At 63.0% G+C, this 13987-nt stretch carries 17 protein-coding genes; 7 read left to right on the plus strand and 10 right to left on the minus strand.

Annotated features, from left to right (window positions below; translation table 11 throughout):
* The first annotated feature begins 110 nt into the window (after positions 1-110).
* The 3 genes from CXR25_RS10170 to CXR25_RS10180 are packed head-to-tail and all read left to right on the plus strand — an operon-like array spanning position 111 to position 1671.
* Positions 111-560: a DUF3099 domain-containing protein gene (locus tag CXR25_RS10170; protein WP_009881348.1), complete on the plus strand. Its 450-nt coding sequence runs from the start codon at positions 111-113 to the stop codon at positions 558-560.
* Complete coding sequence (locus CXR25_RS10175; RefSeq protein ID WP_009881349.1) at positions 557-769, plus strand: hypothetical protein; 213 nt, start codon at positions 557-559, stop codon at positions 767-769. The genes CXR25_RS10170 and CXR25_RS10175 overlap by 4 nt, the downstream gene beginning before the upstream one ends.
* On the plus strand, positions 769-1671 hold the full coding sequence (locus tag CXR25_RS10180) for an SURF1 family cytochrome oxidase biogenesis protein (protein ID WP_096145583.1): 903 nt from the start codon (positions 769-771) through the stop codon (positions 1669-1671). The genes CXR25_RS10175 and CXR25_RS10180 overlap by 1 nt, the downstream gene beginning before the upstream one ends.
* A 36-nt stretch (positions 1672-1707) precedes the next feature.
* Here the strand turns inward: CXR25_RS10180 and CXR25_RS10185 are convergent, their stop codons facing one another.
* The 10 genes from CXR25_RS10185 to CXR25_RS10230 form a co-directional block, all read right to left on the minus strand.
* Positions 1708-3306, minus strand: a complete 1599-nt coding sequence (locus tag CXR25_RS10185; protein ID WP_009881351.1) for an ABC-F family ATP-binding cassette domain-containing protein — start codon at positions 3304-3306, stop codon at positions 1708-1710.
* Positions 3303-3992: a ribonuclease H family protein gene (locus tag CXR25_RS10190; protein ID WP_096145584.1), complete on the minus strand. Its 690-nt coding sequence runs from the start codon at positions 3990-3992 to the stop codon at positions 3303-3305. The genes CXR25_RS10185 and CXR25_RS10190 overlap by 4 nt, the downstream gene beginning before the upstream one ends.
* 209 nt (positions 3993-4201) lie before the next feature.
* The gene (locus CXR25_RS10195; RefSeq protein ID WP_009881355.1) at positions 4202-4537 is read right to left on the minus strand and encodes a metal-sulfur cluster assembly factor; all 336 of its coding nucleotides are present in this window, start codon (positions 4535-4537) and stop codon (positions 4202-4204) included.
* Positions 4538-4539: 2 nt separating this feature from the next.
* On the minus strand, positions 4540-5007 hold the full coding sequence (gene sufU, locus CXR25_RS10200; protein WP_009881356.1) for a Fe-S cluster assembly sulfur transfer protein SufU: 468 nt from the start codon (positions 5005-5007) through the stop codon (positions 4540-4542).
* Between the two features lie 10 nt (positions 5008-5017).
* On the minus strand, positions 5018-6268 hold the full coding sequence (locus CXR25_RS10205; RefSeq protein ID WP_125240539.1) for a SufS family cysteine desulfurase: 1251 nt from the start codon (positions 6266-6268) through the stop codon (positions 5018-5020).
* The gene (sufC, locus tag CXR25_RS10210; RefSeq protein WP_009881358.1) at positions 6268-7026 is read right to left on the minus strand and encodes a Fe-S cluster assembly ATPase SufC; all 759 of its coding nucleotides are present in this window, start codon (positions 7024-7026) and stop codon (positions 6268-6270) included. The genes CXR25_RS10205 and sufC overlap by 1 nt, the downstream gene beginning before the upstream one ends.
* A 50-nt stretch (positions 7027-7076) precedes the next feature.
* Entirely contained in the window at positions 7077-7400 is a 324-nt protein-coding gene (locus tag CXR25_RS10215; protein ID WP_009881359.1) for a non-heme iron oxygenase ferredoxin subunit, read from the minus strand.
* The gene (gene sufD / locus CXR25_RS10220) at positions 7397-8572 is read right to left on the minus strand and encodes a Fe-S cluster assembly protein SufD (RefSeq protein ID WP_009881360.1); all 1176 of its coding nucleotides are present in this window, start codon (positions 8570-8572) and stop codon (positions 7397-7399) included. Before sufD ends, CXR25_RS10215 begins: the two co-directional genes overlap by 4 nt.
* 34 nt (positions 8573-8606) lie before the next feature.
* The gene (gene sufB / locus CXR25_RS10225; protein WP_009881361.1) at positions 8607-10037 is read right to left on the minus strand and encodes a Fe-S cluster assembly protein SufB; all 1431 of its coding nucleotides are present in this window, start codon (positions 10035-10037) and stop codon (positions 8607-8609) included.
* Positions 10034-10753, minus strand: a complete 720-nt coding sequence (locus tag CXR25_RS10230) for a helix-turn-helix transcriptional regulator (RefSeq protein ID WP_009881362.1) — start codon at positions 10751-10753, stop codon at positions 10034-10036. Before CXR25_RS10230 ends, sufB begins: the two co-directional genes overlap by 4 nt.
* Before the next feature lie 103 nt (positions 10754-10856).
* On the opposite strand from CXR25_RS10230, the gene CXR25_RS10235 reads away from it, so the two are divergent.
* The 4 genes from CXR25_RS10235 to CXR25_RS10250 are packed head-to-tail and all read left to right on the plus strand — an operon-like array spanning position 10857 to position 13882.
* On the plus strand, positions 10857-11783 hold the full coding sequence (locus tag CXR25_RS10235) for an ABC transporter ATP-binding protein (protein WP_009881363.1): 927 nt from the start codon (positions 10857-10859) through the stop codon (positions 11781-11783).
* A gap of 32 nt (positions 11784-11815) precedes the next feature.
* Positions 11816-12547, plus strand: a complete 732-nt coding sequence (locus tag CXR25_RS10240) for an ABC transporter permease (protein ID WP_226823534.1) — start codon at positions 11816-11818, stop codon at positions 12545-12547.
* Positions 12548-12555: 8 nt separating this feature from the next.
* Positions 12556-13455, plus strand: coding sequence for a COX15/CtaA family protein (locus tag CXR25_RS10245; RefSeq protein ID WP_009881365.1), 900 nt, complete (start codon positions 12556-12558; stop codon positions 13453-13455).
* Positions 13418-13882, plus strand: a complete 465-nt coding sequence (locus CXR25_RS10250) for a VOC family protein (protein WP_096145585.1) — start codon at positions 13418-13420, stop codon at positions 13880-13882. The genes CXR25_RS10245 and CXR25_RS10250 overlap by 38 nt, the downstream gene beginning before the upstream one ends.
* Positions 13883-13987: the final 105 nt, after the last annotated feature.

Genomic DNA, 13987 nt, shown 5'->3' on the forward strand with positions numbered 1-13987 from the left:
CGATGGGGATCAAACCTACCGTCACTAACCTATCGTGAACCGGCGGGCGTCGATACGACTCACACAAACGAAGAGTATGATTTTGTAGGAGAAATCGAGCGAAGAAGGATATGTCCAAGCACCCGCAGCAGATCACCACGGCAGACACTGCCCTTGATGACGACATGAAGTCGCGGATCATCAAATATTCGATCACCATGGCGATTCGCACGTTCTGCTTCGTGGCGGCCTACTTCATGTTCCGGGCGGATCTGCATGTGCTGATGTGGGTCTGCGTCGGCGGTGCTGTGCTCCTCCCCTACCCCGCCGTGATCTTCGCCAATGCCGGCCGGGAACGCTCCAGCAATTCTGACAACGCCTTGATCGACAACGCGCCCATGCCCGAGCTGCCGCCGGCCACCGGAGACACGATCTCTGGAGACACGATCTCCGGTGACACCGTTCCTGGGGAGACCGTTTCCGGGGAAGCAGACGGCTCGGTCACCGACGACACTGACAGCACTGCGTCTGCTGACGGCAGCGCCGACCCCACTGACCCGACTCGAGGTGATCGTGCATGACCGAGAAGCTCCCGTGCTCGGCGAAGGGATGCCGGGCAGACGCCACGCGGGCAATCCTGTGGAACAACCCGAGACTGCACATGCCCAAACGCCGTAAGACCTGGCTGGCCTGTGATGAACATCTCGACTATCTGCGCGAGTTCCTCACCCTGCGCAGCTTCTACCAAAGCGACGTCGCCATCGACGACATCCCGGAGGACGCGGGTTGATGGCACGCTATTCCTTCCTCTTCAGCCCACGGTGGCTGAAATACATCGCGATGACGATCATCGTCGTCATTGCCTGCATCTTCCTCGCCCTGTGGCAGAAGGATCGTCGCGAGCAGCGTGAACACGAGATCGACACGATCAACGCGAACTATTCCGCGACTCCGGTCGACATCGACAGCATCCTGCCGTCCACCTCGGCAACGCTCGATGAAGAGGACGAATGGCGCCAGGTCTCGCTGACCGGGCACTACCAGACATCCGATACCGTCTTCGCCCGCAACCGCACGGTCAATGACAAGGTCGGCTACTACGTCGTCGTCCCGTTTGAGCTCACCTCGGGTGACACGATCGCGATCGTCAGAGGCTGGGTCGCGGAACCCGACGAGGTACCGCCGGCCCCGTCAGGTGAGCAGACCATCAACGCCCGCCTCCAGCCGGCGCAGGACGGATCCGAGGATAAGAATCCCGATGGGCTGATCAAGGCCATCGATCCTGCCCGCATCCCCGGCATGGACTCGGCCTATGACAATGTCTACGCCGAAGCCGTCCACACCGGAAACGGCCTGCCCGATGAGTCCGGGCTGACTCCCCTGCCTGCGCCCGACCTCGACCCGGGCAACCATCTGTCCTACATGCTCCAGTGGTTCACCTTCGGCATCATGATCATCATCGCTGTGTCGATCTCAGCCAGGCGTGAGCGACGAGCCGACGACGAGGCTGCCGAGAAGGTCACCGGTGACGTCGAGTACGTCGTGATCGACAAGGCGGCGCTGGGCGCGGGTGCGAAGATCTCGCAGCCCGGCAACCGCTACGGCCGCAACCGATTGAGATCAGCCAGCGTGCACGGTCGTGCCGAGGCCGAAGAAGACGAGTACATCGAGGACCGCTTCAGGCACAGCTGAGCACGCTTCCGGCACAGCTGAGCCAGCGGTCGAGCCTCAGGCCAGCGTGACGAGGTCCAGGTAGGTGTCGTTCCACAGGTCTTCGTCACCGTCGGGCAGCAGCAGCACACGATCAGGATCGAGTGCGGAGACGGCTCCCTCATCGTGGGTGACGAGGATGATGGCACCCTCATAGCGGCGAATGGCCGAGAGGATCTCCTCACGCGAGGCCGGGTCGAGGTTGTTCGTCGGCTCGTCGAGGAGGAGGACGTTGGCGCTGGAGACCACGAGTGTGGCCAGAGCCAGACGAGTCTTCTCGCCACCGGAGAGCACCTTCGAGGGTTTGTGGACGTCATCGCCGGAGAACAGGAACGAACCGAGCACATTGCGCACCGCGGTGTCATCAAGGTGCGGCGAGTTGCGCTTCATGTTCTCCAACACGCTGCGTTCGAGATCGAGCGTTTCGTGTTCCTGCGCGTAGTAGCCGAGCTTGAGCCCGAAGCCGGGCACGACCTCACCCGAGTCTGGTTCGTCGAGGCCGGCCAGCAGGCGCAGCAGGGTGGTCTTACCGGCACCGTTGTAGCCGAGGATGACAACGCGAGAGCCCTTGTCGATGGCCAGGTCGACGCCGGTGAACACCTCGGTCGAGCCGAAGCTGCGTGAGAGTCCCTCTGCTGTCAACGGCACGCGTCCGCAGTCTGCCGGGGCCGGGAATCGCAGGTTCGCGACCTTCTCGGAGCTGCGTTCGGCGTCGAGGCCCGACAGCAGACGTTCGGCGCGTTTGGCCATCTGCTGGGCGGCGACAGTCTTCGTGGCCTTGGCCATCATCTTGTTGGCCTGGGCGGTCAGTGCCGAGGCCTTCTTCTCAGCATTGGCGCGCTCACGACGGCGACGACGCTCATCGTCTTCACGCTGCTTGAGGTAGAGGCGGTAGCCCATCGAGTAGATGTCGATGGTCTGGCGGGTCGCGTCGAGGAAGAACACCTTGTTGACGACTTCATCAATGAGATCGAGGTCGTGACTGATGATGATGAGCCCACCGGAGTAGCCCTTGAGGTAGTCGCGCAGCCACAGCACGGACTCGGCGTCGAGGTGGTTCGTCGGCTCGTCGAGGATCATGGTGTCAGGTGCCGAGAACAGGATTCGGGCCAGTTCCACGCGGCGCCGCTGACCACCGGAGAGGGTGCCGATCTCCTGATTGATGAGATCTTCGTCAAGGCCGAGGTTGGCTGCGATGGCGTAGGCCTCGGACTCGGCCGAATAGCCTCCTGCTGCCATGAATTCGGCTTCGATGCGCGGGTAGCGGTCGATGGCCTTCATCGAAACGTTCTCATCGGGAGAGGCCATCTGGTGCTCGGCCTTGCGCAGACGCTTGACGAGGACGTCGAGCTCGCGAGCGGAGAGGATGCGCTCCATACCGGTGGCCTGCGGGTCGCCGCTGCGGGGATCCTGCGGCAGGTAGCCCACCGATCCCGACACGGAGACACTGCCCTTCGCGGCGCTGTGCCCTCCCATGATCACCTTCGTCAGGGTGGTCTTGCCCGCACCGTTGCGTCCGACGAGGCCGACACGGTCGCCCTTGTCGACACGGAAGGAGACCTCGGACATCAGCGTACGGGCGCCGACGTTGACTTCGAGGTCGGATGCCTGAATCATTCATTCTCCAAACTGCGACCGATGATGTCGGCCAAGAATTCTTGCGGGTGGATTCCCTGAGCCTGTGCCCGGGAGACGAGTTCGTCTGCGATGTGAGTGGGGACGCGACAGGAGACCAAGGTCGTGGCCTCGTCTGCGACGGGTGCTGTACCTGCGACCGGAGCCTCTTCTGCAACCAGATCGTCTTCGGCTGAGGGCGCGGTGACCGACTCCGACGTCCCCGCGGGGACGTATCCGGGCCCGGAGGGAACCGTGGAGTTCTTCTGATAGGCGGTCGCGGCGGCCCGGGCGCGATCGTCGGCGGCCTCGTTCATCGCATGATTGCTGTGGCCCTTGACCCATTCGAATTCGACCTCACGGCCCTTCAGCGCAGAGTCGAGCTGTTCGAGGAGATCCTTGTTGAGGACGTCCTTGCCGTCAGCCTTCTTCCATCCCTTGCGCTTCCAGCCGGGCATCCACTTCGTCAGGGCGTTGATGACGTACTTGGAGTCGCAGAAGACCTTGAGGTCCTCACCGGCGTCGGCTGTGGAGTTCAGCAGGTCGAGGACGGCCATGAGCTCACCGCGGTTGTTCGTCGATTCTTTCCATCCGCCGGCGTGCCAGCAGTCATCGTCGACATACCAAGCCCAGCCGGCGGGTCCGGGGTTGCCGAGGGCTGACCCGTCTGCGGCCGCGATGATCGTCAATGGTTCTCCTAGGAAAGTCGGTCTTCATTCTTTCATGCCGAGCCCGTGCCCCCGCGTTCAGGGCGGGTGATCTGCACAACCCCTGCCGGCTCGGGACCGGTACACAGGTACTCACGAACATCGCCGAGGTGGGGGCACCGGAATCGATGCTCCCACCTCGGCGAGGTGAGGGTGCGACGTCCCCGCGGGGACGTCTCAGGTGACGAAGATCAGATGTTGAAGCCGAGGGCGCGCATCTGTTCGCGACCGTCGTCTGTGATCTTCTCCGGACCCCATGGCGGCATCCAGACCCAGTTGATCCGGTAGGCCGGCACGATGCCTTCGAGGCACTGAGCCGTCTGGTCCTCGATGACGTCGGTCAGCGGGCAGGCCGCTGAGGTCAGCGTCATTTCGACGACGGCGGTTCCGTCGTCTTCGACTGAGAGGCCGTAGACGAGTCCGAGATCGACGATGTTGACGCCGAGCTCAGGGTCGACGACATCCATCATCGCTTCGCGCACCTCGTCGATGCTTGCATTCTGCGGTGCGTCTATCACTTCGGGCATTCTTACTCCTTCAGAGACGTTTGGGCTTGGTTGAGTGCATCCTTGAACGCCACCCAGGACAGGAGTGCGCACTTGATCCTGGCCGGGAACTTCGACACTCCGGAGAACGCCGCGGCGTCGCCGAGTATTTCCTCGTCCCCTGCCATTGTCCCACGGGAGTGCATGAGTTCGTGGAACTTCGCTTCGACATCGAGCATGCCCTCGAGCGTGTTCTCCTCGGCGAGCTCGGACAGAACCGAAGCCGAGGCCATCGAGATCGAGCACCCGTCGCCGGTCCAGCGCACGACGATGCTGCCGTCGCTGCCCAACTCGGTTTCGAGTTCGATCTCGTCCCCACACGTGGGATTGATCTGGTGCGAGGAGCCGTGCGGCCCCGCGGCCATGTCTCCGAGCAGATCAGCGTTGCCGATCCGTTCCCGCGAGTGGTCGAGGATGACCTGTTGGTAGAGCTGCTGCATCTGTGTGCTCATGACCGAGACCTCACTGAACGCCGAAGAAGGGACGTACCTCGGCCAGAGCGGTCAGGAACCGCTCACAGTCCTCGGTGTTGTTGTACAGGTAGGTGCTCGCCCGGGTTGTGGCGGTGACGCCGAAACGCCGGTGCAGCGGCTGAGCACAGTGGTGACCGACCCGGACCGCGACGCCCTGGGAATCAAGATACTGGCCGACATCGTGGGCGTGGACGCCGTCGACGTCGAAGGCCACGGTGCCGATCCGGTCCTCGGCCGAGCCGAGCACGGTGATGCCGGGAATCTCTGCGATTCCGTCGAGGAGAACTCGGGTGAGGTCTCGCTCATGGTCGAAGATTTTGTCCAGGCCCACCTCGGCGAGGTAGTTGACCGCGGTGGTGAACGCCGCAACCTCGGCCACGGGCTGGGTTCCGGCCTCGAAGCGCTGTGGTGCGTCCATGAACTCTGAATCCTCCATGGTCACCGTGGTGATCATGGATCCGCCGGTCAGGACCGGGGGCAGTGCATTGAGCAGCTCCGACTTGCCCCACAGGGTGCCGAGGCCGGTGGGCCCCAGTGCCTTGTGCGCGGAGAAGGCCGCGAAGTCGACATCGAGGTCAACGAAGTTCACGGGCATGTGCGGGACCGATTGGCACGCGTCGAGGACGACGAGGGCGCCGACCTCTCGAGCTCGGGCGACGAGTGTGTCGACCGGGTTGATGGTGCCGAGCACGTTGGAGACATGGGTGAAGGCGAAGACCTTCGTGGTCTCATCGACGATGGTGTCCAGATCACTGAGGTCGAGCTCACCGGAATCAGTGACGGGAACCCACCGGAGCGTGGCGCCGGTCGAGTGCGCCAACTGCTGCCAGGGCACGAGGTTCGCGTGGTGCTCCATCTCGGTCACGACGATCGAATCGCCGGACCCGAGGTTGAAGCGCTGCGCGGATTCCCCGCCGAAGCCGTGGCTGGCTCGGTCGATGCCGAGCGCGACCACGTTGAGGGCCTCGGTGGCGTTCTTCGTCCAGCACACCTGTTCCGGTGTTCCGCCGACGAGGTTGGCCACAGCTTCCCGGCCGGCCTCGAACGCGTCGGTGGCCATCACCGCGAGCGAATGCGCCCCGCGATGGACAGCGGCGTTGCGCTGCGAGTAGTACTCGGTGAATGTGTCGATGACACACTGCGGCTTCTGCGAAGTCGCGCCCGAGTCAAGATAGCTCAGAGGCGACTCCCCGACCCTGGTGTCCAGGATCGGGAAGTCGTTCCGAAGTCGAGCGAACATCAGGCCGGTGCTTGCAGGAAGCGGTCGTAGCCTTCGTTCTCGAGGCGTTCGGCCAGTTCCGGTCCGCCTTCTTCAGCGACCTTGCCCTTGATGATCACGTGCACGTGGTCAGGCTTGACGTAGCTGAGGATACGCGTGTAGTGCGTGATGAGGAGAACGCCGACATCGGTCGTCTCGCGGACCCGGTTGATGCCCTCGGACACGATGCGCAGGGCATCGACGTCGAGGCCGGAGTCGGTCTCGTCGAGGACCGAGAACTTGGGCTTGAGCATCTCCATCTGGAGGATCTCGTGGCGCTTCTTCTCACCGCCGGAGAATCCTTCGTTGACGTTGCGGCTGGCGAACTCGGGATCCACGCGGAGGTTCTCCATCGCGGACTTGAGGTCCTTGGTCCAGTGACGCAGCTTCGGAGCTTCGCCGTCGATTGCGGTCTTAGCCGAACGCAGGAAGTTCGTCACGGTCACGCCGGGAACCTCGACTGGGTACTGCATGGCCAGGAACACGCCTGCCTTGGCACGCTCGTCGACGGACATCGCGAGGACGTCTTCACCGTCGAGGGTGACGGTGCCCGAGGTCACCTGGTACTTCGGGTGACCGGCCAGGGAGTAGGCCAGGGTGGACTTGCCGGAGCCGTTGGGGCCCATGATGGCGTGGGTCTCGTTGGAGTTGATCTCCAGGTTGATGCCGTTGAGGATCGGCTTGGGACCGGTTTCGGTGTTGACGCTGACGTGCAGGTCAGTGATTTTCAGAGTGGACATGTCAATCCTTTTCAGTTCAGGTAAGCGTGGTGATCAGTTGAGCGTGCTGGTCAATTGAGCACTGTGCTCGGGTCAATCAGGATGCGGCCGGCGATCTCCTTGCAGTCATAGACTGCGATCGGTTCGAAGGCCGGTGGGCTCAGCGGCTTGCCGGAGGTGAGATCGAACTGGGAGCCGTGCAGCCAGCATTCGATGGCGCATCCTTCCACTTCGCCCTCGGCCAGCGATACTTCGCCGTGAGTGCAGAGATCGTCGACGGCGTGGATCGTGCCATCGGAGTCGCGGGCGATGCAGATCTCGAAGTTGTCGACTTCGATGCGCATCGTCGCTCCCGCGGCCACCTCGTCGGCGGCCGCAACGTCGATCATGGTCACAGAACGCTCCGGGAGAGTTCTTCCTCGATTCGCTCGTTGAGGACCTCTTCGATCTCGGGGACCTGGATCTTCTGGATCACTTCGTTGAAGAATCCGCGGACCACGAGCTGACGGGCGACTTCCTCGGGGATGCCGCGGCTCATCAGGTAGAACAGGTGCTCCTCATCGAAGCGTCCGGTCGAGGAGGCGTGTCCCGCACCGGCGATGTCGCCGGTCTCGATCTCGAGGTTCGGCACCGAGTCGGCACGCGCACCATCGCTGAGGATGAGGTTGCGGTTGAGCTCGTAAGTGTCGATGTCGAGAGCTTCGGGGCGGATGAGCACGTCGCCGATCCAGACGCTGCGTGCGTCCTTGCCCTGAAGAGCGCCCTTGTAGTGGACGTTCGACGTGGCCTTCGGCGTGTTGTGGTCGATGTAGGTGCGGTGCTCGAAGTGCTGTCCGGCATCGGCGAAGTAGAGTCCGAGCAGTTCGGCCTCTCCCCCGGCTGCGGAGTAGCGCACGTTCGTGTTCAGGCGCACGATGTCTCCACCGAGGCTGATGGCGATGTGCTTAAGCTTCGCATCCTTGCCCACGATCGCGTCGTGCTGGCCCAGGTGCTGTGACGCGTCGTCCCAGAGCTGCAGGGACACGAAGGTCACGTCGGCGCCGTCTCCGACCACGAGGGAGACCAGCTCGGAATGCCGGGCCAGACCTTCGTGCTCGATGACGACGGTCGCCTTCGCGTTCGCGCCGACCGAGACGACGACATGTCCGTGGGAGATGTCGTCGCCGGTGCCGTCAGCGTGGATGATTGCGGCACCGCTCAGTTCGGTGTTGGCCGGAACCGAGTAGTGGGTCACGGTCGAGGCGCGGTTGGCGGCCACGACTGCGGCCCGGTCCTCGGGTTCGAGGATGCCCAGTTCCTGAGCGGCCTCGAGCGAGATCTCCTCGACGGAGATGCCCTCGGGCAGGTCGCCCTTCGTGGTCAGCTTCGACTCGGAGGCAGCATCGGTGAAAAAATCACTGAGCTTGCGCACCGGGGAGAAGCGCCATTCCTCTTCGCGTCCGTGTGGGACGGGGAAGTCGGCGACATCGAAGCTGCGTGTACGTGCGTCCCGCTTGGAATCGGGAACCTGGACGCCGGCGCCATGAGAGTGCTCATCAAGGCCCAGCGGATTGGTGGTATCAGTCACTTAAAACTCCTTTAGCAGACGGTGGCAGGCTGACTCAGCCCACGCCACCTTCCATCTGGATTTCGATGAGGCGGTTGAGCTCGAGGGCGTATTCCATCGGCAGCTCGCGAGCGATCGGTTCGACGAACCCGCGCACGATCATCGCCATTGCCTCGGTCTCTTCCATGCCGCGGCTCATGAGGTAGAAGAGCTGATCCTCACTGACCTTGGACACGGTGGCCTCGTGACCCAGAGTCACATCGTCCTCGCGGATGTCGATGTAGGGGTACGTGTCCGACCGTGAGATGTTGTCGACCAGGAGTGCGTCACAGAGGACGTTGTTCGACGAGCCCTTGGCTCCGGGGTTCACGTGGACGAGTCCACGGTAGCCGGAACGTCCGCCGCCACGGGCCACGGACTTCGACACGATCGAGGAGTGGGTGTTCGGAGCGGCGTGAACCATCTTCGCACCGGTGTCCTGGTGCTGGCCCTCGCCGGCGAATGCCACGGACAGGGTCTCTCCCCTGGCGTGCTCCCCTGTGAGCCAGATGGCCGGGTACTTCATGGTGACCTTGGAGCCGATGTTGCCGTCGACCCATTCCATGGAAGCGCCCTCTTCGGCGATGGCACGCTTGGTGACGAGGTTGTAGACGTTGTTCGACCAGTTCTGGATGGTCGTGTAACGGACCTTCGCATCCTTCTTGGCCACGATCTCGACGACTGCCGAGTGCAGCGAGTCGGTCTTGTAGATCGGTGCTGTACAGCCCTCGACGTAGTGCACCGACGAGCCTTCGTCGGCGATGATGAGGGTGCGCTCGAACTGGCCCATGTTCTCGGTGTTGATGCGGAAGTAGGCCTGCAGCGGGATCTCGACGTGGACGCCCTTGGGGACGTAGACGAAGGAGCCGCCGGACCAGACCGCGGTGTTCAGCGCTGAGAACTTGTTGTCACCGGAGGGAATGATCGAACCGAAGTACTCTTCGAAGATCTCCGGGTACTCACGCAGACCGGTGTCGGTGTCCATGAAGATGACGCCCTGCTTCTCGAGCTCTTCATTGATCTGGTGGTAGACGACCTCTGACTCGTACTGAGCGGCGACACCGGCGACGAGGCGCTGCTTCTCCGCCTCGGGGATGCCGAGCTTGTCATAGGTGTTGCGGATGTCCTCGGGCAGGTCCTCCCAGGAGGTGGCCTGTCCCTCGGTGGAGCGGACGAAGTACTTGATGTCGTCGAAGTGGATTCCCGTGAGGTCTGCACCCCAGCTGGGCATCGGCTTCTTCTCGAACAGCTTCAGCGCCTTGAGTCGACGCTGCAGCATCCAGTCCGGCTCGTCCTTCAACTTCGAGATGTTGCGGACGACTTCTTCCGAGAGTCCGCGCGCGGCGAACTCGCCGGCGTCGTTTCCGTCGTGCCAACCGTATGCGTACTGTCCGAGGTCTTTGAGCTCGGGATTCGCATCGATGATCCGATTGCCTGTGTCAGTCATCGTGAACCTCCTTGAGGTCGATCATTGCTGTGGATGAGTGGTCTGGTGAGTTCCGAGGTCGGAATGTGGGTGGTGCAGACGTGGTCGCCGTGGGCCAATGAGGACAGACGGCGGACATCGACGCCCAGGTAGTCCGAGAACATGGCGAGCTCTGCTTCACAGATCTCGGGGAACTCGGAGGCGACTGCCTGGATCGGACAATGTCCTTGGCACAGCTGCATCGCTTCGAGAGGGGTTCCGGCCGCCACCGGTGTCGCCGAAGCGGCGTAACCCTCCTTGGTCAATGCCGCAGCCAGGCCCCGGGAGCGGGAAGCCACTGTGGTGCCTCCCCGTCGGTCCAGTTCCCCGCCGAGGTTGTCGCGGAGTTTCGCGACCAGGTCCTCGGTGAATTCCTCAACGGCTTCGGGACCGACTCGGTCCTTCATAAACCGCAGGATATCGACTGCCAGCTGGTCATATGAGTGGGTGACGGACCCATGGCCACGCGAGGTGACCACGTAATGCCTGGCCGGTCTTCCACGGCCTGCCTGCTTGCCGGCGAGCTCGCGGACCTCGATGAGGCCCTCGGTCTCCAGCGCATCCATGTGACGACGAATCGCCGCGGGAGTCAGGTCGAGGCTTTTCGCCAACGCCGAGGCAGTGATCGGCCCTTCATCGAGCACCGATCGAAATACCTTCTCCCTGGTACGGCGATCTTCTGTGTCGTTCGCAGCCATTCTCCACCTCCTTGACTAACACAACACTATTGTTGCGTAATTTGTTTCGTAAAACTAGGTGAGCCTAACTACGGGCCGATTCGACGCGTCGTAGAATGGTGTGGTGTCAGAATCGGCCCTCACCATTCGTGGTCTCCATTACTCGTACGGCGCACACCACGTCGTCGACGGAATCGACCTCGATGCCACCACCGGATCCATCCTCGGTGTGCTCGGCCCCAATGGTGCAGGCAAGTCGACGACGATCTCTCTGGCCGTGGGCACGAGGCCTCCGGATGCCGGTCAGATCGAGATCTTCGGGCTCGACCCTTACCGCCGCCACGACCAGACTTCCCTTCTTGCCGGTGTCATGCTCCAGGACGGCGGTCTGCCGATGAGCGCCAAGCCGCTCCAGGTCCTGCGGCATCTGGCGTCGCTGTATCCCAATCCGCTGACCATCGACGAACTCGCCGAGCCGTTGGGCATCCATGAGTTCGCCTCACGCACGATCCGCCGACTCTCCGGCGGCCAGAAGCAGCGCGTGGCCCTGGCCGCCGCACTCATCGGCCGACCGCGACTGGTCTTCCTCGATGAGCCCTGCGCCGGTCTCGATCCGCAGGCACGCGCGGTCGTCCACGATTTCATCCGTGAGCTCGCGGCCGCCTCGGTGGCGGTGGTCCTGACGACCCATGACCTCGCCGAGGCGGAGGAGCTTGCCGATGAGGTCATCGTCATCGATCGGGGACGCATCATCGCCCAGGGTGCGCCCGAAGATCTGCGCAACGCCTCCCCCGCCGGCCGCCGACTCGTCATCACCGTCGATCGTCCATTGGACCAGACACACCGCGAACTCAGCTCCACGATGAGCACCATCGCCCCCACCTCGGCGGTGGGATCGGGCTTCGTCATCGACGGAGACCTGAGCAGCGGCCAGATCGCGGCCCTGTGCACTGCCGTCGCCGAGGCGGGTCTGGCGATCACAGACATCGACATGCACTCGCAGTCGCTGGCCGACGTGTTCTTCGAACTCACGGGCAGGCCGCTGCGATGAACCAGATGCCCCCGACAAACCAGATGCCTCGCATGAGAACGAAGCGCGTCATCGCGCAGACGAAGTTCGAGACCATCTCGGTCCTGCGCAACGGCGAACAGCTGCTGCTCTCCCTCATTCTGCCGCTGGGGATGCTCATCTTCCTCGCGAAGACCCCGCTGCTGGGCGCCCTCGGCCTCGTCCCGGAGGGCACCGACCCACTGACCGTGGCACTTCCCGGTGCGCTGAGTCTCTGCCTGGCATCGACCGCGTTCACGGGGCAGGCGATCGCCACGGCCTTCGACCGTCGCTATGGGGTCCTGCGCCAGTTGGCGACGACGCCGCTGGGTGCCAACGGACTCATCCTCGGCAAGCTCGGCGCCGTCATCACCGTCGTCATCATCCAGTTCCTACTTGCCTTCGCCATCGCGCTGGGGCTGGGCTTCGATGGACCCGTCAACGCCTTCGCACTGATCCTGACCACACTGCTTGGCACCGCGGCACTCCTGTCCTTAGGCTTGCTCATGGCAGGAACGGTGCGCGCCGAGGCCACTCTGGCCGGCGCCAACCTGATCTGGGTGCTCATGGCAGGCGTGGGCGGGCTCGTCATCGCACATCCCGGAGAATGGGGCACCGTGGTCGGCTATCTGCCTTCTGGTGCTCTCGGCGATGCCATGCGTGCGGCCGTCGGCGGAGCTGGCTTCGATATCAAGGCACTGATCGTGCTCCTCGTGTGGGGGCTGTTGGGAACGCTTGCGGCACGCAGGTGGTTCCGATTCGAATGAGGAGAGAAATGGTCACAAAGAAGATCCGCGTCGCTGCCTGGGTCATGCTCATCGCACAGGCCGGCATCATCTTCAGCGGTGGCATCGTCAGGCTCACTGGGTCTGGCCTCGGCTGCACCGACTGGCCGAAATGCACCCCGGACTCCCTGGTGACGACACCGGAGATGGGCATTCACGGCCTCATCGAATTCGGGAACCGCACGCTGGCGGTGGTTCTCGCCATGATCGGCGTCGTCATCTTCCTCATGCTCTGGAAGTCGCGGAAGCAGCGTCCCGACCTGTTCTGGCTCAACCTCGGACTGCTGGCCATCGTGCCCGTCCAAGCCATCGTCGGCGGAATCACCGTGTGGACGAAGCTCAACCCCTGGGTCGTGGCTGGGCACTTCGTCCCCTCCGCCATTGCGGTGGGAGTCGCCGCCTACTTCGTACGCCGCACCTACGACACGGGCATTCGCACCGGTGAGAAAGCACCGTCTCCGCTGCCCGCGCTGGGCTGGACCATCCTCGTCCTCACCGCGATCGTCGTCTTCTTCGGTGTGCTGACCACCGGTGCCGGCCCGCACTCGGGCTCGACCATGTCGACACGCAATGGTCTGGACAACATCTGGATCACCCGCGCGCATGCCTTCCCTGTCTGGCTCATGGTCATCGCCACGATCGTGGCCCTCTCCATCGCGATCAAGCGGCACAGCGTCATGGTCAAGCCCCTCGTCGTGCTCCTCATCGTCGAGCTCGCGCAGGGTCTCATCGGCTATGTCCAGTACTTCACCGGTGTGCCGATCGTCCTCGTGGCATTCCATATGATCGGGCTCTCGGCTACGATCGCGGCAAGCGTTGCCGTCCTGGACAGCGCATACTCGAGGAGTACCCATGCCAACACCGATCGTGCCCAGCCTGTGGTTCACTGATCACGCCGAGGAGGCGATGGAGTTCTACTGCTCCGTCTTCCCGAACTCGCACATCGTCTCCATCGAACGCTATCCCGATGAGTCGCTGGATCCCCATTACAAGGGAATGAGCGGGAAGGTCATCACCGGGGTCTTCGTCCTCGACGGAACCCGTTTCATCTGCCTCGACGGCGGCCCCAAGTTCCACTTCAACGAAGCGATCTCATTGACGGTCGAATGCGCTGATCAGGCCGAGATCGACCACTACTGGACCTCACTGTCCGCTGTCCCCGAGTCCGAACAGTGCGGTTGGCTCAAGGACAAGTACGGACTGAGCTGGCAGATCGTTCCCGCGAATCTGGGCGAGCTGATGACCGGCGATGCGCAGATCAAGGCGCTGATGGGAATGAAGAAGATCGTCATCGAGGACCTCATCAACGCCGGGTGATTGAGTCACGCTGGGTGGGGCACGCTGGCGCGGGCGGCCTCTGCTGCCGCGCTAACTGAGGAAATACAAATGCCAGCGGCAGAATACGCCGCTGGCATTTGTAGA

The sequence above is a fragment of the Brevibacterium aurantiacum genome (assembly GCF_003932995.1).
Classification (GTDB): Bacteria; Actinomycetota; Actinomycetes; order Actinomycetales; family Brevibacteriaceae; genus Brevibacterium; species Brevibacterium aurantiacum.

Excerpts from the sequence above, each read along its gene's own strand:
- CXR25_RS10205 (WP_125240539.1), bottom strand. The coding sequence starts at position 6,268 with ATGTTCGCTCGACTTCGGAACGACTTCCCGATCCTGGACACCAGGGTC.
- CXR25_RS10245 (WP_009881365.1), top strand. The coding sequence starts at position 12,556 with ATGGTCACAAAGAAGATCCGCGTCGCTGCCTGGGTCATGCTCATCGCA.
- sufC (WP_009881358.1), bottom strand. The coding sequence starts at position 7,026 with ATGTCCACTCTGAAAATCACTGACCTGCACGTCAGCGTCAACACCGAA.
- CXR25_RS10195 (WP_009881355.1), bottom strand. The coding sequence starts at position 4,537 with ATGCCCGAAGTGATAGACGCACCGCAGAATGCAAGCATCGACGAGGTG.
- CXR25_RS10240 (WP_226823534.1), top strand. The coding sequence starts at position 11,816 with ATGAGAACGAAGCGCGTCATCGCGCAGACGAAGTTCGAGACCATCTCG.
- CXR25_RS10230 (WP_009881362.1), bottom strand. The coding sequence starts at position 10,753 with ATGGCTGCGAACGACACAGAAGATCGCCGTACCAGGGAGAAGGTATTT.
- CXR25_RS10170 (WP_009881348.1), top strand. The coding sequence starts at position 111 with ATGTCCAAGCACCCGCAGCAGATCACCACGGCAGACACTGCCCTTGAT.
- sufU (WP_009881356.1), bottom strand. The coding sequence starts at position 5,007 with ATGAGCACACAGATGCAGCAGCTCTACCAACAGGTCATCCTCGACCAC.
- CXR25_RS10175 (WP_009881349.1), top strand. The coding sequence starts at position 557 with ATGACCGAGAAGCTCCCGTGCTCGGCGAAGGGATGCCGGGCAGACGCC.
- CXR25_RS10250 (WP_096145585.1), top strand. The coding sequence starts at position 13,418 with ATGCCAACACCGATCGTGCCCAGCCTGTGGTTCACTGATCACGCCGAG.
- sufB (WP_009881361.1), bottom strand. The coding sequence starts at position 10,037 with ATGACTGACACAGGCAATCGGATCATCGATGCGAATCCCGAGCTCAAA.
- CXR25_RS10180 (WP_096145583.1), top strand. The coding sequence starts at position 769 with ATGGCACGCTATTCCTTCCTCTTCAGCCCACGGTGGCTGAAATACATC.
- CXR25_RS10185 (WP_009881351.1), bottom strand. The coding sequence starts at position 3,306 with ATGATTCAGGCATCCGACCTCGAAGTCAACGTCGGCGCCCGTACGCTG.